The organism is Pseudochelatococcus sp. G4_1912, assembly GCF_047501465.1.
In the GTDB taxonomy this organism is placed as follows: domain Bacteria; phylum Pseudomonadota; class Alphaproteobacteria; order Rhizobiales; family Beijerinckiaceae; genus Pseudochelatococcus.
The window spans coordinates 772892-797036 of the sequence record NZ_JAZDRL010000002.1 but is presented as its reverse complement, the minus strand read 5'-3'; the positions used below and the strand labels follow the sequence as shown (position 1 = coordinate 797036).

The window sequence follows — 24145 nt, the reverse complement described above, 5'->3', positions numbered from 1 at the left end:
TCACGGTTGAACCCCAGGTAAAGCCCGCACAGCATCCCGAAAACGATCGCCGCGCACCTCAAAATTCGGGAACTGATCGTAAGAGGCACAGGCAGGTGATAGCAACACAACTGCTTCTCCCACACCATGGCCCCTCGCCGCCTCCGCCGCATCGCGCACCGCCTGATCGAGCGTACCGCTCAGGGTATAGGGCACGATGCCATCAAGAGTGCGAGCGAAGTCCGCGCTCGATTCACCGATGAGATAAGCATGAACGATTCTTGGAAAATAATCCGTTAACGCGGCGATGCCGCCTTCCTTCGCGCGCCCACCAGCAATCCAGAAAATACGCTCGAAAGCAGACAGCGCTTTTTCAGTTGCATCAGCGTTAGTGGCCTTGGAATCATTGACATAAAGCACTTGCCCATTACGCCCCACCGCCTCCATACGATGCGCAAGACCGGGGAATGTTGCCAATCCGCGTGCGGCAATTTTTTCGCTCACACCAATCGCTGTTACAGCCGCAAAGGCTGCTGCCGCGTTCTGGGCATTGTGTTTGCCACGCAGCGAGCCGATACCCGCCAGATCAGCAACAGCAACACCATCCCGCACAAGCTGCGTGCCGGAAAGATGGAAGCCATGCGCCAGCGGCCGCACAACACTCACAGGCACAACCTGCACACCCATCTCGGCAATCCGCTGAGCGATGGCTGCTGAATAATCATCATCAACACCCACAATCGCCGTATCCGATGCCGCAACAAGACGCTCCTTGATGGATGCGTAATGCTCCATTGATCCATGACGATCAATGTGATCGGGCGTAAGGTTCAGCAACACACCAACCGTGGGATTTAGGCTCGGCGCAAGATCAATCTGAAAAGACGAGCATTCCACCACATGCACGCGTCCTGGTGCGGGCGGCTCCAGCGACAGAATAGCCGTCCCAATATTGCCGCCAAGCTGGACATCACACCCGGCCTCGCGTAGCAGATGCGCGATCAACGCGGTTGTTGTGGATTTTCCGTTGGTTCCCGTTATGGCGATAAACGGTGCATCGGGCGCGATCAAACGACGCTCGCGCACAAAGAGCTCAATGTCACCAATCACTTCAACGCCTGCAGCTTTGGCCTGAAACACGCTCCAATGCGGCTCAGGATGTGTCAGCGGCACGCCTGGTGACAGGATGAGCGCATCAACGCCGTGCCAATCTACGTCACGCAGATCGGTAACGTTAATTCCCGCCGCTTGCGCCTTGTCACGGCCCTTCTCGCCATCGTCCCAGGCAATGACATTCGCACCACCCGCCATCAACGCCTGAGCCGTGGCAAAGCCTGACCCGCCAAGGCCAAATACCAGAACGCGCTTGTCTTTGAAGCATGTAACAGGGGTCATTTTATCTCAACTTCAATGTCGAAAGGCCGATGAGCGCCAGCACAACCGCGATGATCCAGAAGCGGATCACGACTTGCGGTTCCGTCCAGCCCATTTGCTCAAAATGATGGTGGATCGGCGCCATCTTGAACACACGCTTACCCGTGAGTTTGAAAGAGGCTACCTGCACAATCACAGAAAGCGCCTCAAGCACAAACAGCCCGCCAACGATGGCCAGCACGATCTCATGCTTCGTGGCAACGGCAATAGCCCCCAGCATGCCACCGAGCGCCAGCGATCCCGTATCGCCCATAAATATCTGCGCGGGCGGGGCATTGAACCATAAAAAGCCAATGCCAGCACCAATCACCGCGCCACAGATCACAGCTAGCTCACCAGCGCCTTGCACAAAATTGATCTGCAGATAATTGGCGAAAATCGCGTTGCCGACGAGATAAGAGATAAAACCGAAAGTCGCCGCCGCAATCATCACTGGCACAATGGCCAGCCCATCAAGCCCGTCTGTCAGATTGACCGCATTGCCTGCGCCAACGATTACAAACGCACCAAAAGCCGCGAAGAACCAGCCAAGATCAATCAGCAGATCCTTGAAGAAAGGTATAGCAATCGACGTCGCCATCAGATCGCGTGCGGGCGGCAAGGTTTCACGGCTAGCCAGAATAATCGCCACACAAGCGATAAGCCCGATCAGCCCCTCGATGGATAGCCGAAGACGCCCCGAAAAGCCTTTGTGTGACTGCTTGGTGACTTTCAGATAATCATCGTAAAAGCCAATCGCACCAAAGCCAAGCGTCACGAACAAAACCACCCACACATAGGGATTGGAGAGGTTCGCCCATAACAGCGCCGAGACAAAAACACCTGATAGGATCATTAGCCCGCCCATCGTCGGCGTGCCTTTTTTGGCCAGATGCGATTGCGGGCCATCGGACCGGATTGGCTGTCCCTTACCCTGCCGTACCCGCAATGATGCGATGATAGCGGGGCCGAACATGAATACAAAGAACATGGCAGTAGCGGTTGCCGCACCCGCCCGGAACGTGATGTAGCGGAACACATTCAGCGCCGGCACGGAGGCACTTAATTCTGCAAGCCAGATAAACATGCGCTTTTACTCTCCGAAACGCCCTGATTTTTTCCGCAACATAAGATTAGCTATGCACTTCCAATGCAGGGAAGTGGCTTTTGAGTGCCGCGACAATGCGCGAAACCTTGGTGCCGTTCGAGCCCTTCACCATCACTGCGTCACCCGCACGCACTTCCCGCAGAACAGCTCTCTCCAGATCTTGCGGCGTCTCGGCATAAGCCCCCCGCACATCGGGGGCCAGCGCGCGCCAAAGATGGTGCATCGCAGGACCAGCCGCGAACACGATATCAACATCGTTATCCGCAATTGGCGTCTTGAGTGAGGCGTGCAGATCATTACTATCCGTGCCAAGCTCAAGCATATCAGCCAGCACTGCAATACGCCGCCCCCGCAAGCCAACAGCCGCCTGCCCTAACGTGTTGAGTGCTGCCGTCATTGAGGACGGATTAGCGTTATAGCTCTCATCAATCAGCAGAAATTCTCCGCCCGGCCCGACAAGCCGCATGCGCTCGCCACGCCCTTCGGGAGGCGAAAGATCACCCATTGCAAGCGCGGCCAGCGCCAGATCACCGCCCATCGCCTGCACAGCCGCAAGCACCGCAAGGCTATTGAGCGCCATGTGGCGACCAGGCGACCCAAGCCGATATACAACCTGCGTGCCAAACACCCGCGCCTCAACGACAGAAAGATCGGGCTTCAGCACGATCTTTTCAGCATGAATATCCGCGTTCTCATGCTCACCAAACGTCACAATCCGCCCAGCCTGAGATGCAAGTGCATGCGCCTTGAGACGTTCAAAATGTTCATTATCGCGGTTGAGAACAGCAACACCACCCGGCTCAATGCCAGCAAAAATCTCGCCCTTGGCATCAGCAATTGCCGACACAGAAGGAAAATACTCAAGATGCACCGGCCCCACCGTTGTCACGATAGCAACATGGGGGCGCACCATTTGCGACAGAGGCCCCACTTCGCCCGGCGCATTCATGCCGATCTCGAAAATACCGAACTGTGTGGGCCGCGCCATCCGTGCAAGCGACAACGGCACCCCCCAATGATTGTTGTAGGAAGCGGCCGAAGCATGCGTGCGCCCTTGCCCCTCAAGCGCCAAACGCAAAGCTTCCTTTGTGCTGGTTTTGCCGACAGAACCTGTGACTGCAACAATGCGCGCACGCGTGCGCGATCTTGCTGCCAAGCCAAGGTTTCTCAAGGCTTCCAGCACATCCTTGACAATAAAGAGCGGCCCCTCATGCACCAATTCATCCGCATGCGCTTCATCGACAACTGCTGCGGCAGCGCCTTTTTTCAGCGCCTGTGCAACATATGCATGACCATTGCTGTTATCGCCCTTAATGGCAAAAAATAGGTCGCCCGGCTCTATCGTGCGGGTATCGATGGAAATGCCCGTAACCCGCTCAGGCTGGGCGTTTGTCACGCGGGCATTCATAGCCTGCATCAAATCAAGCGCTGACCACAGCGTCTCTACGGATTGCATCGTCCCGCGGGGTGCGAGCGTTGCGGCAGTGCTATCTGATACTTTGCTCATACTGTCAGCTCCGCAACGGCAGAAAGCACCGCTTCATGATCGGAAAAGTGAATCGTTGTCTGGCCGATGATCTGGCCCGTTTCATGACCTTTGCCCGCGACAACGAGAATATCCCCAGCCTTCAATTCCTGTACACCACGACGAATGGCGGCCATGCGATCACCGATCTCAATCACACGCGCACCCGGCACCGCATTCGCAGCTGCCATAATTGCCGCCCGGATGCCGCCAGGCTCTTCGGAACGTGGGTTATCATCGGTAATGATGGCCAGATCAGCCTTTTCAGCAGCAATTGCCCCCATCAAAGGCCGTTTGCCACGATCGCGATCTCCACCTGCACCGAACACCACGATTAATCGGCCAGCTGCATATCCCCGCAATGTATCGAGCACCGAACCCAGCGCATCAGGTTTGTGCGCATAATCTACGATAGCAAGCGCACCATTAACCTCGGCCACCCGCTCCAGGCGCCCCTTAACGCCCTGCAAGGTTTCAAGCGCGGCGAATACGCGTTCAGCAGGCTCTCCAGCAGCAATAGCAAGCCCCGCCGCAACAAGTGCGTTCGAAGCCTGGAAATCACCCGCCAGCGGCAGCCGCACATCATGCATCTTGCCATCGTAACGAATGCGTAACCGCTGAGCGAAGCCATCCCGCGCTACACCTTCCAGTGCAATGTCGCGGCCTGCAACACCAACACTGATAACAGGCAACCCGCGTGCTTTAGCAACTGCTTCCACGCGCGTTGCTTCAGGCGCATCAGCATTAATGACAGCGGGCGCGCCCTGCGGCAAAAGCGCCTCAAACAAGCGCAACTTGGCGCTCAAATAAGATTCCACGTCAGGGTGATAATCGAGATGATCGCGCCCAAGATTGGTAAAAGCCGCCGCTTTTAATCGCACGCCATCAAGGCGATATTGATCAAGACCGTGGGACGACGCCTCAAATGCCAGATGCGTCACACCTTCATCCGCCAATTGATCCAGCGTTTGATGCAGCGTGATGCTGTCTGGTGTTGTCAGTGAGCCATACACAGCCCCCGAAGGCGCAACAACACCAATGGTGCCAAGGCTAGCCGCCTGATGCCCCAGCACAGAAAAGATCTGACGCGTAAAATCCGCCACCGAGCTTTTACCACTGGTGCCTGTCACAGCCACGATTGCCGCAGGCTGGCGTGCAAAAAACTGCGCAGCGGCCCTTGATACGGCCTGCCGCACATTCGCCACCGGAATGTAAGCCACAGCTGGTGCCAGAGCAGCAGGGCGCTCGCCCTCACCAACAATGGCCACAGCACCCTTGTTTGCGGCATCATGTGCAAAGGCAAGCCCATCACTTTTATTACCTGGCACAGCAAAGAACACATCGCCCGGCTGCACATCACGCGAGTCCAGACGCAGCCCTGTCACCGGCAAATCAGGAGCCGAAACATCTGGAAGTAGGGCCATCAGAGAAACGGTGCGGACGGTCATTGCATGTGCCACTTGTAACAATTGCATTCATATAATCCCTCATATGAAACGCAATTTGCGAAAAAAGAAGATCGATAAAAAGCCGCGCCAAAAGAGGACCGCAGAATGTGTTGAGCTTCGCGTCAGGGTGAGCCGAAAATGGTGGTTTTCGAGAACCGGCGCGCAGCGTACATAAGTACGTGAGCACCGGAAGCGCAGAAAGCCTCCATTTGCAGGCCACCATGGCGCGCAGATCAATACATTCTCAGTGCGTGCCCCATGCGCCGGCCTTAGCCATCGTGGGGAAGGGGTTGACTGGTGGCTCGAAGCGCGGTGGCAGGCCCAACAAAGGAGCCACACGCGCCATGATCTTGCCTGTCGTCACGCCCGCATTCCAGCCTGCTGTCGAAAAACCATAGGTCTCAGGCAGACCTTGCGGCTCATCGTAAAGTGTCAGGAACAGATACTTTGGATCATCCGCCGGCATGATGGTCATGAAGGTGGTGAAGTTCTTGTTCTTGGCGTAGCGACCGTTAATCACCTTATCCGCCGTACCCGTCTTGCCGCCAATGAAATAGCCCGGAACTGCAGAATTAGCCTTACCCGCCGAGCCACGCTCCGCATTGAGGCGCATCACGAAGCGCATGGCTTCGCTGGTTTCGGGCTTGATCACCTGCGGCGCATTTGCGCGCGCCTCTTCCTCACTGCGCTTCAGGAAGGTTGGAGGAATAAACTGCCCACCATTCACCAGCGCGCCAACAGCCGCCGCCGCCTGCATCGGCGCAACAGCGAGACCGTGACCATAGGAAATCGTGATCGTATTCAGCTCGCCCCAGTTGGGCGGCAAAATCGGTGCTGAACTTTCCGGCATTTCGGTGCGCATGCGGTCCAGCTGACCCATCTTTTTCAAGAATGCCTTATGCGCCGGTACACCCTGCTGCAAAGCAATACGGGCCGTGCCGATGTTCGATGAGTACACGAAAATCTCGGGCACGCTCAGAATGCGGTTCTTGCCATGATAATCCTTGATCGTGAAGCGGCCATAATGCAAGCCGCCGCGCGCATCATAGTTAGAGTTGATCGTGGCCTTGCCGGAATCAAGCCCCATGGCAATCGTCAGCGCCTTGAAGGTCGACCCCATCTCGAACACACCAACGATCATGCGGTTGATGCGGTCAGACTTCAGCGCATCAACCGGATTGTTGGGATCATAATCCGGCAGTGACACCAATGAGACAATCTCACCCGTGTTAACATCCAGAATAAGCGATGCCGCAGCCTTTGCCTTGAAGTGCTCCATGCCCTTGATCAACTCATCACGCGCAGCCGCTGTGGCGCGTAGATCAAGCGAAAGCTCAATCGGCTCCAGATCATCTGCGGAGCGGGCAAAACCATAACCGGCAAGCGCCTTCAGGCCCTTGTTGTCCATGTATTTTTCAATACCGGCAATGCCTTCGTTATCGACGTTGGCAAAACCCAGCACGTGCGCACCAATCGGCCCATTGGGATAGACACGCTTGTTCTCCGGCACAAAACCGACACCAGGAATGCCCAGACGATGCACCTCAGCCTGCTGGCGCGGCGTGATCTGGCGCTTAATCCAGACGAAGCCTTTTCCGGTACTCAATTTATCGCGCAAATCACGCGCATTGAGATCGGGCAGCACAGCCGTAAGCAGTTCAGTTGCTTCATCAGCATCGATGATATTGCGCGGTTCAGCGAACACCGACACAGTCTTGATATCGGTTGCAAGCACCAGGCCCGTGCGATCCAGAATATCAGGCCGCGCCGCTGCCACCATCGTACCGCTACGCAGTTCGCCCGGCACCTTGGGATGCATCGCCATCCATGAAAGCCGCCCGATCAAAGTGCCGAACAGCACCATGAAAAACAGCCCGACCAACAGCACACGCTGCGCCGAACGGTCCGAGCGCATACGGAACACGTCATGCATGAACTGCCACAACCGTGCGCGCCCTGACAGCCGGGGGCCTGCCTCCTCTTCATAGTATGAAGTGTATTCCGGCAACTTGTGGCCAGCATCAGCCTCGTTGTGTGGGTCTGCCTGGTTTTGGTTGTGCCCACTATCCATGGCCCACCTCATTCCTACGATTCCAGCTCTGCCAGTTCATCTGCGCACCATATCTCATGGTGTAGCCGTCGCGGCGCGCGCAGGGCCAGAGCCGGGGGTGCTGGTGGAGGCGGAAAGCCCCATGGCTTCCAGCTTCTTGCCAATTTCGTCAGTCTTGGGTTGACGTTCCGGCACGTCCTTGAAACGCTTGATCTGCTCAATCTTCAGCGGCTTCAAATCCAGATGTTGATTGGACAAAACCACCAACCGATCAGGCCGCACATGGAACTGCCAATCAGCGCGTGAGGCTGCAATCGCATCCTTCTCGCGCTGAATTTGCGATTTCAGCTTGGAGAGCTTCTCGGCATAGAAAATTGATTCATACTTGATTGAATAGGCGTAACCAGCAGACCCTACGAGGGCCACAACCGCCAAAACATGCAGCAGACGCACCAACATCAGCGCCTCCTCTTGCGAAAACGCCGTTCAGGCAAGGCCGCGAGCGACATCACCGTTTCATCTTCTGCCTGCACAGGCGCATGGGTGCGCTCAGCCGCACGCAGCTTGGCAGAGCGTGCACGCGAGTTCGCAATGCACTCCGCGTGGCTTGCCGTCACCACACCGCGTGAAACAAGCTGAAAGGTTGGCGCCTCGCCTACCTCAAACGGCATATGCCGCGACCCACCGCTCGAGCGCGCCGAACGACGCGCCAAAAACTGCTTGACGATGCGGTCTTCCAACGAATGGAACGTCACCACCACAAGCCGCCCACCGGGTTTAAGCACTCGCTCAGCCGCATGCAGCGCCCGGCTCAATTCGCCCAGTTCATCATTGACGTAAATGCGTAGAGCCTGAAATGTGCGCGTGGCCGGATGCGGCCCATGCGGTTCAGCCCAAACAACACTCGCCACAAGCTCAGCGAGTTCAGCTGTTGTGGTGATAGGCGCTTCCGCCCGCCGCTGAACAATCGCCTTCGCAATATACCGCGATTTACGCTCTTCACCGAAGTTATATATAATGTCAGCCAATAGCTCTTCATCAGCTGTATTCACGACATCGGCCGCGCTTTCGCCCACCTGCTCCATACGCATATCGAGCGGGCCATCGAAGCGCAGCGAAAAGCCGCGCTCGCCTTCATCAATCTGCATGGAGGACACGCCGATATCGAGCACCACGCCATCCAGCAGACCAACGCCCTGCTCATCAACCGCCGCTTCCATCTCACCAAAAACAGTCTGAACAAGCGTCAAGCGTCCCTCGGACGCCGCAACCAGCGGTGCACCGCCAGCGATGGCGTCGGGATCACGGTCAAGCGCGATAACCCGCGTACCCGGATGCGCCAGAATGGCCGAGGTATAACCACCCGCACCAAACGTGCCATCGAGATAAACACCGCCCTCACGCAGATCGAGTGCGGTGATCACCTCGTTCAAAAGCACGGGAACATGACGGACTGAGCCATCATCGCGAGCCGTCATTATTTTTCCGCTCCAAAAGCCCGCCCCAACATGCCGGGCGTTATTGTCATAAATTCATGCCGTCCAACCAGGGGGCGCGCAGATCCTGATGGACGTCAACAGAATCAGGGCCACCATGACCGATGCTTCCGCCACCATCAAAACCCCGTTAGGGTTAATGAACAGTTGAGCCGCCGGTCATTTTCGCGTGATTGGCAAAAAATAAAGCTGCGAAGAGCAAAAGCACCCTTCGCAGCTTTGGTGTCAGTCAGCCTATAAGCCGGGTTTTGTATGGCGGATACCTCTCAGCACCCACGTGACGACCATTCATCTGTGACGACTGTTACCAGCCGACTCTAGCAACCAACCCGGACGACTGGCGCGGAAACGCCCCTGACTGCCTCGATCAAGATCGGGAGTCTCGTCATCCCTATTCGGTTTTGCTCCCGGTGGGGTTTACCTTGCCGTTCCCGTTGCCGGTACCGCGGTGCGCTCTTACCGCACCTTTTCACCCTTACCCCAAACGCATCCGGGGCGGTTTGTTTTCTGTGGCACTATCCCTGAGGTCACCCCCGCCGGACGTTATCCGGCACCGTGTTTCCGTGGAGCCCGGACTTTCCTCCACCCTTACGGGCAGCGGCCGTCCGGCCAACTGACATCTCACGGGATAGTGTTGCCAGCGTCTGCGGTCAAGTGCCTGCAAGCCGTCTTCTTGCAATCAGGTGGATTAATCTACCATGGTCGCGGTATCGACAGTCTTCACTTCAGCCAGCGCCACTTCTGTACCAAGGCTGGCAACAATTGTGCGCACCTTGGCGCAGTAAGCCAGATTGGCCCTGTTGATCCGCTTGGCATAATGCCCGCTCTGATAGCGCATCACCATACCGCAGGTATCACCATTGGCGAGACGATAAGCCTGGCCAAGATATTTCATGCCGTATTTGATATTGGTTTCAGGATTCATCAAACTTTTAACATCGCCCTGAAAACCAAGGCCACGCGCGGTTCTGGGCTTAATCTGCATCAGACCGACAGCTCCGCCGTTCGTGACATGCGGCTGATAGCGGCTTTCGACCCGCACGACTGCATCACCAATCGCGAATGGCAGGCCGTTCTCAGCTGCATGCTTGGCGATAAGCGCACGGTAGCGCTCGCGAGAAGGAGCGTCATATCCCAGCGCCTTACGGCCAGGGACATGGCGCGTTTCTGCTTCGACATCCTTAACAGCAAGATGCGCGGGTGCAATCCGGTTTGGCAGATCATTGCCAGACTTCCGACGCGCGGTTTTACCACGACGTGTGTTGCTCACCTTATTGATCTTGGTGCTTTTACTAAGGACCTTGCGGTCGGCACTCTTGTCAGAAACCTTATTGATAGCCGCACCAGGCGCGCTGGACGCTGTTGCTTTAGCCTTCTCGCCAGCGAAAAAGTTGTAAACGTCGGCATTACCTGCTGCCTGAGCGGGGATGCTCCCCAGCGCTCCAGCCATCACAGCGGCCAGCGTGAACATATGAACTCTTCTCAAACGACTGCTCCTTGGCCGGCCCGCCACAGACATGGATATTGCTCTCGTCAAAGAACCACCACGCTCGCCAACGGCAAAACCAGCAAAAAGCCTCCCCGAAGCGCGCTATACGCTTCGACAAGGTCTACGAATATTCAGGAGACTCCGTTGCCGGTGGGCGGTGAGCTCCCCCATATGGGGTGGCCTCACTAGTCAGATGACCAACATGCAAAAGCAGCATGCTGGATCAGTCTCAATATCGATATGCGTCCCTACAGGTTAGGCAGACAACACCGAAATCATGACCACAAATACGCCAGTCTCCACTAGCCCCCCGACCGTGATGGAGCGCACTTACACAGGCCAAATGCGGCAATCTTCTGTTCATAATAAATAATACGTATTGATATACAAAAAGACATATATAAATATTCATTTATACATCTGATTTTCGTTTTGTTATCCATATTATACTCATAAAAACACAAACTAAACAGATGACGGCCTGCGGCAAAAAATTGACAACGCGCACATCGGGCATCAAATCGGCGAAATAAATTGCATAAAGGCCGATTTTTCGCACCGAGAACCGCGCCAGAAATGTCATCGAAAGTTTTTGTCAAGCATTCAGGGAGATTTCAACAGGGAAATTCGCGCCCTGGAATTGGCGACCATCTAGGCATTTTGCATATCGCCAGCCCCTCATCTCTACCCAACAGTTGATCACACTGGATTGACCGCTCACCATCACCAACCAGCATGAGAGAGTGCAGATGTTATCGTTAGCGCCAACATGAACGCAGCACCATTTGCGAGCTCAGGCGGGAGAAGATATAGAGAAACCTCCCGCCACACACCAGGCCAACACATCATGACCGCCCGCCCAACGCCCGACAGCCCCTTTGCCGCAAAGGTCTTTCCCTCCCCCAATCATGGCGAGCGGCGCCCTCTCAAGAATACTGACGCCCCCCGACGGCCGGACATGCTGCTACTGCATTATACGGATATGAGCGATTCCGGGCAGGCTCTCACCCGGCTTTGCGATGCAACTTCGGAAGTCTCAGCGCATTATTTCGTGTTTGAAAACGGTCACATCCTCCAGCTCGTTCCAGAAGCGCGCCGGGCATGGCACGCGGGCGCTGGCGTGTGGGACAATGAACACGATATTAACTCCGCCTCTATTGGCATTGAAATCGCGCACCCCGGACATTCACGCGATCCAGCAACACCTGAAACAATGGCACCCTATCCGGAGGAGCAAATTGCAGCCGTAATCGCGCTTTCGCGCGACATTATCACCCGCTGGAATATTCGGGCTGATCGGGTTTTAGCACATTCTGATATCGCACCGCTGCGCAAACGCGATCCTGGCGAGGCATTTCCCTGGGAAGCACTAGCTAAGGCAGGCATTGGCCATTGGGCACCCCCTGCGCCACTACAAGGAGGGCGCTTCCTGTCCCCCGGCGAAAGCGGCCAACCCGTTGAAGCCTTGCAAGCAATGCTCGCGCTCTATGGTTATGGGATCAACATCGATGGCTACTACGGTCCTGAAACGGAAGCAGTACTACGCGCATTTCAGCGCCACTTTCGGCCTGAACGGATAGATGGCATAGCAGATGCATCCACCATCATAACCCTACGAAACCTCATTACTGCACGGTAAACAAAGGTTCAGCATGTAATACATTTGACATATTGATCGATTTTTATTATATCGAGAAAGTATTCTTTTTATCAAGTATTAATAAGAAATTTTAATAGAATTACAAATAATTGACAATTTATTCCTCGCGCAGATAATCAAAGAACCGGAAATGAGCGTGATCGCGACAGAAACTATACTAACAATCAACTTGGAAATTTATTTCAGAATTGGGCTAATCACGCAAGTTCTTCGTTATTTTCAGGATTACCAATAAGAAATCATTCGGCTAATCACACGATAAATCAAGCCTTATCCAGCATACCTCCCCTTTCCAGAAACACAACGCAGCTGGTGTTTTCAAACATATTATCTTCTTACAACGTCAATCAGCCGCCCATAAATTCTACTAAAAACAATTCTAATTTTATTCTACCAAGCGCCCTACCTGTCACTACAAAGGCAACTTACAGCGCGCAGGGTCTTCTCATGGCGCTGATGAACGGTAAGCATGAGGCAATCGGCGCCTATGGCACCTTGCTCGACAAGGTGCCCGAGAGCATGCGCGAAGCTCACCTCGCTGAGCTGATCGCCGCAAAGGACGCAGACGGCACGCCGGGTCTTGCCTGGGCGCTGCTTAACGATCATCATGAAGCAATCAAAGCTTATGGCGCCTTGTTGGACAAGATGCCCGTGGACATGCGCGAAATTCACCTCGATCAGCTGATTGGTGTACTCGATCAGTTGATCGCTACAATAACACGGCAAGCACCGCAATTTTTGGAATTATGGTATGATAACAATCGTGCTGCATTCCTTGCCTTCAAGAATTTAATGGGAGCACGACAGCTTAACACACCGCGCCCGCAGTAATAGGCTGCAAGGCCGCACAATAGAATAGCCCTACCACTTAAAATATATGCGTGGCTTTTACATGCCCTCATGTCGGATTTTCTCCCTCCGACATGAGGAGCTCCTGTTTATAGCTGGGGTGTGGTTTTTACATCACCGGAATGGTGGTTCGTCGAAGCTGCGCAGTTTGCGTGAATGCAATGAATGCAGCTGACTGCGAAGCAGATCAAGCGCCGCTAGACCAATCCGCAAATGCTGGCCTACGGCCCGCTCATAAAAAGCATTTGCCGCACCTGGTAACTTGATCTCACCATGAAGTGGCTTGTCAGATACACAGAGCAACGTGCCATAAGGCACGCGCAGACGATAGCCTTGCGCGGCGATCGTGCCGCTTTCCATATCAACTGCAATCGCACGCGACAGATTGATAAGGCGGCGCTCCTGTGACCAGCGCAGCTCCCAATTGCGATCATCATAGGTGACAACCGTCCCCGTACGCAGCCGCTTTTTAAGCGTTTCGCCCCGATCTCCCGTGATATCGGCAGCAGCCTGCTGCAACGCCACCTGAATTTCAGCCAATGCAGGAATTGGAATCTCCGGTGGAACTGCACGGTCAAGGATGTTGTCCTGCCGCAAGTAGGCATGCGCAAGAACGTAATCGCCAATTGCCTGCGATTGACGCAACCCGCCACAATGGCCAATCATCAACCAGCAATGCGGCCGCAACACCGCGAGATGATCTGTGATGTTCTTGGCATTAGCCGGCCCTACGCCGATGTTGACAAGCGTCACACCATGCCCGTCTTCAGCCACTAGATGATAAGCTGGCATTTGGAAGCGATGCCATGCAACGCCTGCAGCAAGCGCAATCGCCTCATCTTCCGGCATACCACGTTCGATGATCGTGTTTCCCGGCAGTACGAGCTTGGTATAGCGCCCGCCCTCTTGCAGATATGTAAGCCCCATGCGGATGAACTGATCAACATAACGATGGTAGTTCGTCAGCAATATCCACGGCTGAATATGACGCCAATCCGTACCAGTATAATGCACCAGGCGACGCAACGAAAAGTCGACCCGCGCTCCATCAAACAACGATAATGGCAGCGGCTGCCCGTTACTATAATTCCATAAGCCATCGGATACTTCATCGCCCACCTCGGTGAGGTTGGGCACCGGAAAATGGCGTGCCAGCTCAACCGCAGTACCGCCAGCGCCACCAAGCTCGTCGCCATGCTCGATGACATAAGGATAGGGAATTTCCTGCTGCCCACGTCCGACCAGCACACGCGCGTTGAAATCCTGCATCAGGAATGTCAGCTGATCGGTGAGATAATTACGGAATGCCTCGGGCTGAGTCACAGTGGTGGCATATACCCCCGCCCGCTGAAACTTCGCATAAGCCCGCGCATTGACCGGGATCGAACCATCCGGCTCATACTCTACACGCAGTTCGGGGTAGCAAAAGGCTGCCCGCGTTGCCGCATCGGGAATGACGTGCTTCGTCACATAAGCATCCAGCGCGCGGCGTTGTGCGGCGAGCGCTTCATCATGAAGAGCAGCAAGCCGATCGACAGCCTCAGAAGCATTCTCACACAATACAAAACCGGCATTCATACCAGACATAGCGGCGGTCATCCGCTGCTCCCTTTCACTAACACTGATGCTATCGCTCGATTTGCAATATCAAGCGTCGCCTCTTTATCATTGCCGCTACTTAATCAGTGGCGGGTTTTTCCGCATTGCCCGGCACAACGAACAGCTGCCCCGGATAAATTAAATCAGGATTGCGAATTTGCTTTTGATTCGCTCCATATATCACCGTATAGCGCGTTCCTTCGCCATATGCCCGCCGGCTAATGCTCCAAAGGCTGTCGCCATGCTCCACACGGGTTGTGCGCACCTCAGGCACCACAACATGCGAGCCGTCATCTGACAACACCGTGCTGCGAGCCGCACTGCCATACGTCTCAGCAAGCTGTTGCGTATCCGGTGCCGCTTCGGAAGGCACTGTTGCCTGCTGGGCAGTTGACGACTCCAGCTTTGCGTTCTGCACCACAAACGGCACCTCAGCCCGCGATAATACCTTACCATCAGCAGGCGCAACCTCATCCAGGCGCACGCGATATTCACCATCATCAATTCCGGAATTGACTGTGAATGAGAACGTGCCCCGCATGGAAGCCTTACCAGCAGCCAGAAATGTGTCGTTGAGATAAAGCCGTACGGAAGCCTCCTTTGGCGCCGTGCCGGATACATAAAGCCGCCCCGCCTCAGCCTCAACAGTGGCGATAGAAACCACCTGTGGCAGGTTTGAAGACACGGTGAGTTGCGTCTTGTCAGCGCCTGAAGAATCGGCAGCCAGCTCTTCCGCATCTAAAGGCTCATCCCCCTCCTCAATCAGGTTTTCATCCGCGGGTTGACGCGTCACGAGGCCTGGTCCGGCAAGGACAATCGTTGGCTTATCTGGCTCTGTCAGCGCCACAACGGGTGATGATGCGAGATCAGCAGATAACACGACAGTCACAGATTGGCGCGACAGCGTGCCAACGCCACCGGAGCCAACTTCGCGCAAAGTCAGCTGATGATCACCGGGCGGAAGCGTCGGCGGGGTAAGCGCAAATGCACCGGATGCATGTGCCTGCACCCGATCATAAACCTTCCCATTCACGAGTAATTCCACCGTTTTACCCGGAGCAACCCGGCCCGCAATCACGGCCTCGCCAGCGGGGCCGATGCGCACAACATCGAAAATCGGTGTCACTGCGCTGCTTGCCGCCTGTAAGTCTTGTATGGGAGCTGGCTCTTTTGTGTCTGTACGATTTGCAGGATCTGCTGCAAGTGCTTCTGCAATCTGCTGTGGAGAAAGAGCCTGCCTCTCACCCCCTTGGGTCGAATCACGCAGTGGCGCATCAGGATTGGGGATAATATCAGCCTGCATCATCGTTTCAGACGGCGCACCCGCCTCATCCTTTGATGGCAGACCCCACAGCACAATGGCCCCCGCAAGAAGTGCGCTAGCTCCAGCAAGAAGCGCCATCTGTACCTTTTTCGACGCCATTAACGCTACCCTTCCCGCACAAAACCGATATGCCGTAATGGTTATATACTGCACAAGGCTATTTGTCGCATGCTATGAAACACTTGCATTCAAAAGCTCGCTGCGGAACATATATTCCGCAGAGCGTGCGACAATGTCGGCTACAAAGGCCATTTGCAGCCCGCCATAACGTGAATATCATCACATCTATGAATAATCTGGTCTTGACCGTTTTGATGCAGCAGTTCAAATCATAATCATGAGCACGATTCGATCAATTTGCGTTTATTGCGGTTCTGCCAACGGCAACGACCCGGTTTTTACCGAGGAAGCGATTGCGCTTGGCACAGCCATGGCGAAATCCGGTATCCGGCTGATCTATGGGGGCGGAAGCATCGGCCTTATGGGTGACACCGCGCGCGCCGTTCTTGAGGCAGGCGGTGAAGTGACGGGTATCATTCCTGACTTTCTGAAGCAGCGTGAGAGCCTGCTACAGGATGTGCAGGAAACGATCATCGTTCCCGACATGCACACCCGCAAGCGTCTGATGTTCGAGCGCGCAGATGCGTTCGTCGCACTGCCCGGCGGCATTGGCACACTGGAGGAGCTGGTTGAACAGATGACATGGTCACAGCTTGGCCGCCACAAGAAGCCGATCCTGATGCTCGACATCAAGGGCTTTTGGCGCCCGCTGCTGTCGCTGTTTGCACACATGAACCTCTCCGGCTTTATCCGCCCAGGCCTGGGGCTTACCTATCTGGTCGCGGAAAAGGGTGAGGGCGTTATCCCGATGCTCGAAACGGCAGCAGATCGCACCGAAATGGTCGAGCCGGCACCAGAAGTAGCCGTTATCGGCGAGCGGTTTTAAACAACCTAGATTAGCTTGTATCAATGAGATCCATAAAAAGAGCGCCACATCGGCGCTCTTTTTCATTGTTGATTTAAAAGACCATACCTGGTCGCAGTATGCGCTGATGTTCGCGCCATGGTGATCCGCCACCGGCAACTCTCTGCGCTTCCCGCGCTCACGTGCGTGACTGTGCTGCGTGCTGGTTTTCGATTGTCGCCATTTTGGGCTCCAGCTGATGCGAAGATCAGCGCATACTGGTGCCATCCTTGTTATCGATGAGAGTAACGCCTTTATCAGATAGAATTTTGCGGATTCTATCTGCTTCCGCCCAATTCTTTGCGGCACGCGCGGTCTGGCGCGCCTCGATCAATGCCTCGATTTCTGGCGCATCTGGAAGATCAACCTTAACTTGCTGTGCCATTTGCGTCAGATCAATCCCCAAAAGTGCCACACCTGCTTTAAGCTCAGCAAAACGCCCGGCTGATTTCAGACCGTGCAATACCGTTATCGCCATGTGCGTATTGAGATCATCCGCCAGCGCGTCCATCAGCTCAGGGGGCACTGTTTCAGCAGCCTCGATATCTTGCGTGATCTGCGCCCAGCTTGTCAGAGTATGGGCGCTTTCCTCAAGCCCTTTCACGGTCCAGTCGATCGGCTGACGATAGTGCGTGCGCAGCATCGCAAACCGCAGCACCGCCCCCGGCCATGAACGACCGCCGAATACATCCTTTTCAAGAAGATCATGAATGGTGATGAAATTGCCGAGCGATTTCGACATCTTCTCACCCTCAACCTGCAATAGTCCGTTATGCAGCCAGTAGTTGGCCATACGCTCAGTATCGAGAGCGCAGCATGTTTGCGCAATTTCGTTTTCGTGATGCGGGAACACCAGATCAATGCCGCCAGCATGGATATCAAACGTCTGACGGGTAGCAGGATCATCGCACCGCAAGCGGCCTGCAAAATTCTCAATCAGGTGTCGCCAGCTCATTGCCGAGCATTCGATATGCCAGCCGGGCCGCCCCTTTTGCGCAATTCCTGCGGGGCTTTCCCAGCCAGGCTCCTGGTCGGTGGAGGGCTTCCACAGAACAAAATCCATTGCATCACGTTTATAAGGCGCAACATCGACCCGCGCACCGGCCAGCATGTCATCAAGCGAACGGCGTGCCAAAGCGCCATAATGCGGCAACAGGCCTGGGGCCCTATCTGCTGCCTTCTCCATCGCCGAAACTGAAAACAGCACATGATCTTCAGCCACATAGGCAAAGCCGCGCGCAATCAACCGCTCGATCAACAGGCGCATTTCAGCAATATGCTCCGTCGCTCGCGGCTCAACGGTAGGATGCAACACACCCAGCGCCTGCGTATCTTTACGATATTGCGCTTCCGTCGTTTCTGTCACACGGCGGATGGCTTCGTTCAAAGGCAATTCGGGAAAATCGCGGGCGGCGCGAGCGTTGATCTTGTCATCGACATCGGTGAAGTTGCGCACATAGGTAACTGCATTCTCACCATAGATGTGGCGCAACAAGCGGAACACGAGATCAAACACGATCACAGGGCGCGCGTTACCAATGTGGGCAAAATCATAAACCGTTGGGCCGCAAACATACATCCGCACAGCCTGCGGATCGACCGGTTTAAAATCTTCCTTCACACGGGTGAGCGTATTATGAAATTTCAACCCGATAGACATGCCTCTTACCCTCATTCCCACAGAATAACGCGCCGACAGGGGATTCTAACCTAGGCATATGCATGAACCCAAGAGATAGAGCAACGAGGCCGCATTAATTTATCTATATAGCGCCTTACCTATGCTAAAAGTGTCGAAATCAGGAGCATTTTCAAACTTTTTTCATACCTTACGTGGCATAAAACGCTGGCTATGCGTGAAATTTGACGCATCCTGTGACAATCTTTTTCAGAGCGCAAATCATGATTCGAATTCTAATTGCATCTTTTTTCGCGCTTTCCTTGCCACTGTTTGCCATTTCAATTCTGCCCGTACAGGCGAATGCTGGTAATGCTGACAGTCCGACATTTCTTCTCCCCGTCAATGATGGATACGGCGTTGCCGACTGCCTCACCCAGGGCGGCGAGTGCGCAGTGCAGGTTGCCAATGCCTGGTGCGTAGCGCAAGGCTATCATCACGCCTCGGATATGCGCCCTGCAAACGAGGGGGCCAGCGTGGGCAGAATTGCTATCACTTGCGACAGATAATTCCTTAACACACTGCTAATATCGCTCAGCCGGTTGACGACGACAAACAATTTGATGATTTTGCATGCCGTTGGATGGTGCGAATCCGTCTGGTTTTGTCGTTTTTCGGGAGGCTCTTGTGACGTTCACTTCAACCGTTTCAACCCGTATCAAGACTTCAGCTCTGCTGACAGGCGCGATGCTTGCAGCACTTTTGACTGCATCCTGCAACACAAGCCAGAATGCGCCTGTCAAGGCTGAAGCTCATGATGGCTCAGTATACGCAGCACCTCTCAACACAGCCGCGCTTTCTCAACAGCCCTGCGGCGCGCCAATCATCGCTTACCGCAACCTGATCGACCGCGATGTGCGCACCGGCTTCCTTAGCCAGACAGTCTACGACCGGATTGCCCCACAGATCGCCAGTGCCGCCGCTACCTGCATGGCAGGCAATAACAGCGCTGCAATGAGCTCACTCAACAACACCAAGCGCTCGTTCGGCTATCCGACCTGATTGAACAGCGTTGAAAAAGCCTGGTTAATAAAACCAGTCACATAAACAGGCATCACGGATGGATCCACGTCCGTGCTAGAGCGAACGAGGCGTACACCGGATAACTCTGGTTCTGCCTCGCGCGCCAAAAATGTTTCAATTCTCGCCTTGAGAGCTTCTGCTGGTAAAGGAGAGAATGCCTGCTTCAATAAGGCCGTTCGCGGACCGTTAATGATAGCTGTCCAGCCGTCCTCAAATACGACGTCATCGGGGCCAAGACCGACCTCCTCAAGCAATTCACGCCGCACACTGCCGTCTATATCAATGCTGCCATCAGCACGCAGGTCAGCACGATCGAGATTGCCGCCAGGGAAATAAACGCGCCCACCATTGGCCGTGTGCGAAGCCATTTCACCCAACACGAAGGCACCATCGCTAGCCCGCAGCGCAGCCGCACCGAAGCAATTACCGACACCAGGCTCTGGGAAGCCGTAATCGATCATTGCAAGTAAGGCGGAATATTCCGCTTCGCGAAGGCGGGCTCTTAACACATCCCCATCTACCGCAATATGGGTGCATACCAACACGATGCCATTAAAGATAGCAGGCTTTTCAAGCAATCGCCGCGCCCAGTTTGCCTCTATTCGCTCGCGATTCTCAACTGCCCAGCGCCAAGGACTTGTATCCAGATGCGCTTCTATCTTACGGAGAGAAATAATACGCATGATCGTCCAATCTTATTGATATTGCATCAATCAATTGAACATAAATGCAATGCAAAAGCACCCCTGATCCTTGGGTGCCCCCCCTCCTAAACGGCTTGCGCTTCGAACCGATGGCTAGGATTTGTAAATTCATCCTGCGCTTCGATAAGACGAATTTCGGTTGCCCCCATATCCACTGTGGTCTTGAGCAGGCCGTAGATCGAGGATGCTGCCGCTTCAAGAGCAACCAGGGCAGAACGGCTTTTTAGATAGTGCACGAAGAATAGCGCCGCGATCACATCGCCACCGCCGCTGATATAAATGGGCAAGTGCGGCGTGCGCACCCGGTAAAGGTTGCCAGCTTCCGATGCCAACAAATCAATATAATTGTCTGGCGTCTCAACGGTATTGACGGAGGTGACGAGCACCACCTTTGGCCCCTTTGCATGAATAGCCGCGATTGCAATACGTGCCTCTTCCAGTGTTTTGACCGAGAAACCTGACAGGTTCTCCAGCTCGAAATGATTGGGCGTGACAATATCAGCCGCAGGCACAGCGTGATCCCGCATGAACTCGGCGATGCCAGGTCGCACAAATACCCCTCGCCCGACATCACCAATCACTGGATCACAGCAATAGAGTGCCTCGGGGTTAGCGCCGCGCACACGCTCGACTGTTGACAGAATTGCGCTACCAATATCCGCCGACCCCATATAGCCGGACAACACGCCATTGCACTGTCCCAACACGCCACGTTCACTAATACCTTCGACCAGATCTTCAATCGAATGGCCATCAAACACGCGTCCCTTCCACGAGCCATAGCCTGTGTGATTGGAAAACTGCACCGTGTGGATTGGCCAGACATCAACGCCAAGCCGCTGCATGGGGAATATCGCTGCCGCATTTCCGACATGACCGTAAGCAACATGGGATTGGATGGAGAGCACATTCATAGTTGATGAAAACCCCGACTGAAAATAAACGCCAAAGCCGCATCCACTGCAGCTACACGTTAGGAGTGCTTGCCTGAGAAGCCAAAAACCTGCAGGAAAACATTTCTACGCTTGCATAATCCTCCGCGCAATCCCCCTGATAATCAATCAGAATAATCATCCAGGACCAGCAACCTTATGAGCTTGTCTTCGCTTATCGATACGACGATCGCCTTTGCCAGCACCCATGCGGCATGGGCTTCACCAATTGTGTTTCTGGTTGCATTTGCGGAATCGTTTGCGTTTCTCTCTCTACTGGTGCCCGGATGGGCCATTCTGATCGGTATTGGTGCGCTGATCGGCGCATCGGAGATTGCCTTTTGGCCCGTATGGGCAGCAGCAGCAGCGGGCGCGGCATTGGGGGACTGGATATCCTATTGGGCTGGTTATTACTTCAAAGATCGTGCTTTGACCGTATGGCCGCTGTCCCGCCATCCTGAAATGGCCAAGCGCGGGCAGGCCTTTTTCGAGCGCTTTGGCGTATGGAGCATCGCTATTGGACGCTTCTTTGGCCCCTTGCGCGCTGTTGTGCCCTTGATTGCAGGTATCTTTGGCATGCCGCAACTATATTTCCAGCTGGCAAATGTGGGCTCAGCCATGGTATGGGCGTTTATTTTACTTGCACCAACAGCAGCTGTACTGCGGCATTTTATGGGTTAAGAGAGGAAAAGAGCCTACAGTTATTGCCTATCAGATCAATCTGGTTTATCGTTTTCGTGATTCGGTGTTTTCCATAAATTATTAAAATATATCTTTATTGATGTGGTGATTTGTCATGACTGCTGCTTCAACCTCTCCTTCCTTACAAAGCAATCAGCATCTAGTTCCTTATAGTGCAGATCATACCTTGCCTTTGCCACCTGCAGCTGGCGAATTCCGGAATGGTGAACAAGGGGTGCGGCAACACGACCGGCCTTCTTTCCCCGCGTCGCCCTTAAAAAGCCTGCCTGGCAAGAATATGGAAGAAGTTAATCAGCCACGTAAAATTAAGGCTCTTCCACCTCCATCCGACAGCAGCATTCTGAGAAGACTACTAGAAGCCCTGAAATCAATCCCAATAATTGGGTGGATTGTATCTGCTATAGAAGCAGCATGCCTGCGAGCCTGCGGGGCGGCCGGGAACAATAACGCAAGCCCTCAAGCATGCACGCCGATGCTGAACGAGAACGAGATGCAGGGAGCGCTTAAAGCATGGATACAAAACCCCTTCTCCGAGAATGACAAGCCTTTTGACCATGTTTATGGCCCTGTACGTATCAAGGATATAAGCGATATCCTTCTGAATCCACGTAACGACCCACAAGGAAATCTCATATCACCCATTTGCATCCCATTTCATGTAGGCCGCAGTAATTCAGGCCATTGGGTAACGTTATTTATACATACAAATGTCGATGGCCAGCGGAAAGCTACACTGTTTGATTCGATTAATAGTAGTGAGCATATTCAATCTCAAATTCAGCCCATACTTGAAGCATCAAACATGGCGCCGCTACAGGTTATTAAATATAACCTGCAACAACACCTCAGATTGTCTTGCGGTATCTTTTCAACGGCAGCGATTGATGCTGTTATGACAGAACAACAGCACGCAGCCCAAGAGAAAAGAACCCCACTACCAATTGACGAGATCCTGCATAATTTTGCCAAGGAATGTATGAACAGAAGCGCTGAAGAGCAATATCAGTGGGATGCGGAACGGCGTGCAAACATTAATACGCAAACCGTATTCGGATTGAGTGGGTAAATTCGCACTTTTAATAGCTAGCCATTAACGGTCTAGCATTGTTTATAGCCGCACCCGGTAAGGCGCCAACCCCGGTGTTTGCGTACGCAATGCAAACAACGACCCAGCCAATCTATCACCCGCATGGGTTTCAGCGCCGGCTGAAGTCGCATATAACGTTTTCAGATCATTTCCGCCAAACACCGCCGTAGTGATGTTCTGGGCAGGCATTTCGATGATGCGATCAATCGTGCCATCGGGCGCGATCCGCACAATACATTGACCGCCAAAGCGGCAATTCCACAAATACCCTTCGCTATCGATCGCTGAACCATCCGGGTATCCGCGCTCAAAACCTGCAAAAAAGGGACGCTCATTCGATATCGCACCTGTCTTGGCATCATAATCCCAGACACAGATCGTATTGGCGAGTGTATCTGCATGGTAGAACCGTGTCAGATCAGGACTCCAGCACAGCGTATTCGCAATCCCCAGATCCCGACGGAAAACCGTATGGGTATTGGCGCTGTCAATCCGATACAAGACACCGTCCGTGCCACCCGCCGCACCTGGGCTACCGTCGGGATTGACATTATTGCGCATTGAGCCAACCCAGAAATTCCCCAAAGGATCAGCCCGTCCATCATTAAGACGCACCTTGGGCCAGCCATTGAGAGTGAAACCATGATCGCGGCGGACATCCGTTTGCGGTTCCCACAAGATCAACCGCGAGGCGAGCGCAACAAGGAGCGTATCATCGCGCTCAGTGAGGGCAAGCGCCACCACCGGCTCATCAAAAAACCATGAGTTCACTGCATCTGTTTCTTCATCATAACGATGAATAAGGAAGCGGTTGATATCGGTCCAGTACACGGCTTTTTCCGATGGATGCCACACAGCACCTTCCCCGCACCGATCGCCTGCTGGTGCAACGCAATGCACCTTGCCTATGGGCAATCCACCTATTGCAATGCTACCCATACCATTTCCCCGCATATTATTGTTGAGCGCTCTTCAGATGGCTCATGCAAGCTATGCTCACGCAACATTGCCATGCCAAACTGTTTCAGCATATGCATGATGCACTCATCGCTATCTCTAGCAGATACGCTACATGCATGCGCCATGTATAGCCGCTTACTTGGTATTTTAGCACG

The 24145-nt window shown here is 54.1% G+C and carries 21 protein-coding genes and 1 other RNA gene; 7 read left to right on the top strand and 15 right to left on the bottom strand.

What is annotated here, in order from left to right; translation table 11 throughout:
* The 9 genes from murD to VRZ32_RS10770 all read right to left on the bottom strand — a co-directional run bounded on the left by murD (position 1) and on the right by VRZ32_RS10770 (position 10490).
* Positions 1-1374 (bottom strand): UDP-N-acetylmuramoyl-L-alanine--D-glutamate ligase, encoded by a 1374-nt coding sequence (gene murD / locus VRZ32_RS10810; RefSeq protein WP_414525736.1) that lies wholly within the window; start codon positions 1372-1374, stop codon positions 1-3.
* 1 nt (position 1375) lies between these two features.
* On the bottom strand, positions 1376-2479 hold the full coding sequence (mraY, locus tag VRZ32_RS10805; protein WP_414525735.1) for a phospho-N-acetylmuramoyl-pentapeptide-transferase: 1104 nt from the start codon (positions 2477-2479) through the stop codon (positions 1376-1378).
* Positions 2480-2525: 46 nt separating this feature from the next.
* The gene (locus VRZ32_RS10800; protein WP_414526199.1) at positions 2526-3956 is read right to left on the bottom strand and encodes a UDP-N-acetylmuramoylalanyl-D-glutamyl-2,6-diaminopimelate--D-alanyl-D-alanine ligase; all 1431 of its coding nucleotides are present in this window, start codon (positions 3954-3956) and stop codon (positions 2526-2528) included.
* 47 nt (positions 3957-4003) lie between these two features.
* Entirely contained in the window at positions 4004-5473 is a 1470-nt protein-coding gene (locus VRZ32_RS10795; protein WP_414525734.1) for a UDP-N-acetylmuramoyl-L-alanyl-D-glutamate--2,6-diaminopimelate ligase, read from the bottom strand.
* 244 nt (positions 5474-5717) lie between these two features.
* Positions 5718-7544, bottom strand: a complete 1827-nt coding sequence (locus tag VRZ32_RS10790; RefSeq protein ID WP_414525733.1) for a peptidoglycan D,D-transpeptidase FtsI family protein — start codon at positions 7542-7544, stop codon at positions 5718-5720.
* A 54-nt stretch (positions 7545-7598) separates the two neighbouring features.
* Positions 7599-7982, bottom strand: coding sequence for a hypothetical protein (locus tag VRZ32_RS10785; protein WP_414525732.1), 384 nt, complete (start codon positions 7980-7982; stop codon positions 7599-7601).
* Positions 7982-9001 (bottom strand): 16S rRNA (cytosine(1402)-N(4))-methyltransferase RsmH, encoded by a 1020-nt coding sequence (gene rsmH / locus VRZ32_RS10780; protein ID WP_414525731.1) that lies wholly within the window; start codon positions 8999-9001, stop codon positions 7982-7984. Before rsmH ends, VRZ32_RS10785 begins: the two co-directional genes overlap by 1 nt.
* A gap of 239 nt (positions 9002-9240) precedes the next feature.
* Positions 9241-9636, bottom strand: an RNA gene (rnpB, locus tag VRZ32_RS10775) — RNase P RNA component class A.
* Between the two features lie 71 nt (positions 9637-9707).
* A complete protein-coding gene (locus tag VRZ32_RS10770) occupies positions 9708-10490 on the bottom strand; it encodes a lytic transglycosylase domain-containing protein (protein WP_414525730.1) in 783 nt (260 codons plus the stop codon).
* Positions 10491-11355: 865 nt separating this feature from the next.
* On the opposite strand from VRZ32_RS10770, the gene VRZ32_RS10765 reads away from it, so the two are divergent.
* Both VRZ32_RS10765 and VRZ32_RS10760 read left to right on the top strand, forming a co-directional pair.
* Positions 11356-12147: an N-acetylmuramoyl-L-alanine amidase gene (locus VRZ32_RS10765; protein ID WP_414525729.1), complete on the top strand. Its 792-nt coding sequence runs from the start codon at positions 11356-11358 to the stop codon at positions 12145-12147.
* Positions 12148-12615: 468 nt separating this feature from the next.
* On the top strand, positions 12616-12999 hold the full coding sequence (locus VRZ32_RS10760) for a hypothetical protein (protein ID WP_414525728.1): 384 nt from the start codon (positions 12616-12618) through the stop codon (positions 12997-12999).
* Positions 13000-13131: 132 nt separating this feature from the next.
* On the opposite strand, the gene VRZ32_RS10755 is transcribed toward VRZ32_RS10760, so the two are convergent.
* Together VRZ32_RS10755 and VRZ32_RS10750 are read right to left on the bottom strand one after the other, a co-directional pair.
* On the bottom strand, positions 13132-14616 hold the full coding sequence (locus tag VRZ32_RS10755; RefSeq protein WP_414525727.1) for an AMP nucleosidase: 1485 nt from the start codon (positions 14614-14616) through the stop codon (positions 13132-13134).
* A 79-nt stretch (positions 14617-14695) separates the two neighbouring features.
* Entirely contained in the window at positions 14696-16039 is a 1344-nt protein-coding gene (locus VRZ32_RS10750) for a LysM peptidoglycan-binding domain-containing protein (RefSeq protein WP_414525726.1), read from the bottom strand.
* 238 nt (positions 16040-16277) lie between these two features.
* Between VRZ32_RS10750 and VRZ32_RS10745 the strand changes: the two genes are divergently transcribed.
* Positions 16278-16886: a TIGR00730 family Rossman fold protein gene (locus VRZ32_RS10745; RefSeq protein WP_414525725.1), complete on the top strand. Its 609-nt coding sequence runs from the start codon at positions 16278-16280 to the stop codon at positions 16884-16886.
* Between the two features lie 226 nt (positions 16887-17112).
* On the opposite strand, the gene cysS is transcribed toward VRZ32_RS10745, so the two are convergent.
* Positions 17113-18558 carry a cysteine--tRNA ligase gene (cysS, locus tag VRZ32_RS10740; protein WP_414526198.1) on the bottom strand — a complete coding sequence of 482 codons (1446 nt, stop codon included), beginning with the start codon at positions 18556-18558 and terminating at the stop codon, positions 17113-17115.
* 248 nt (positions 18559-18806) lie between these two features.
* Here cysS and VRZ32_RS10735 point away from each other — a divergent pair, with 248 nt between their 5' ends.
* Together VRZ32_RS10735 and VRZ32_RS10730 are read left to right on the top strand one after the other, a co-directional pair.
* Positions 18807-19091, top strand: coding sequence for a hypothetical protein (locus VRZ32_RS10735; protein ID WP_414525724.1), 285 nt, complete (start codon positions 18807-18809; stop codon positions 19089-19091).
* A gap of 64 nt (positions 19092-19155) precedes the next feature.
* The gene (locus VRZ32_RS10730; RefSeq protein ID WP_414525723.1) at positions 19156-19584 is read left to right on the top strand and encodes a hypothetical protein; all 429 of its coding nucleotides are present in this window, start codon (positions 19156-19158) and stop codon (positions 19582-19584) included.
* Here the strand turns inward: VRZ32_RS10730 and VRZ32_RS10725 are convergent.
* Both VRZ32_RS10725 and pdxY read right to left on the bottom strand, forming a co-directional pair.
* A complete protein-coding gene (locus VRZ32_RS10725) occupies positions 19572-20288 on the bottom strand; it encodes an NUDIX hydrolase (RefSeq protein WP_414525722.1) in 717 nt (238 codons plus the stop codon). The two genes, VRZ32_RS10730 and VRZ32_RS10725, sit on opposite strands and share 13 nt — an antisense overlap.
* A gap of 86 nt (positions 20289-20374) precedes the next feature.
* Positions 20375-21223, bottom strand: a complete 849-nt coding sequence (gene pdxY, locus VRZ32_RS10720; RefSeq protein ID WP_414525721.1) for a pyridoxal kinase PdxY — start codon at positions 21221-21223, stop codon at positions 20375-20377.
* A gap of 177 nt (positions 21224-21400) precedes the next feature.
* Here pdxY and VRZ32_RS10715 point away from each other — a divergent pair, with 177 nt between their 5' ends.
* Together VRZ32_RS10715 and VRZ32_RS10710 are read left to right on the top strand one after the other, a co-directional pair.
* On the top strand, positions 21401-21922 hold the full coding sequence (locus VRZ32_RS10715) for a DedA family protein (protein ID WP_414525720.1): 522 nt from the start codon (positions 21401-21403) through the stop codon (positions 21920-21922).
* 115 nt (positions 21923-22037) lie between these two features.
* Entirely contained in the window at positions 22038-23009 is a 972-nt protein-coding gene (locus VRZ32_RS10710) for a hypothetical protein (RefSeq protein WP_414525719.1), read from the top strand.
* A 42-nt stretch (positions 23010-23051) separates the two neighbouring features.
* Here the strand turns inward: VRZ32_RS10710 and VRZ32_RS10705 are convergent, their stop codons facing one another.
* Positions 23052-23969, bottom strand: a complete 918-nt coding sequence (locus tag VRZ32_RS10705) for an SMP-30/gluconolactonase/LRE family protein (RefSeq protein ID WP_414525718.1) — start codon at positions 23967-23969, stop codon at positions 23052-23054.
* Between the last annotated feature and the right edge of the window lie 176 nt (positions 23970-24145).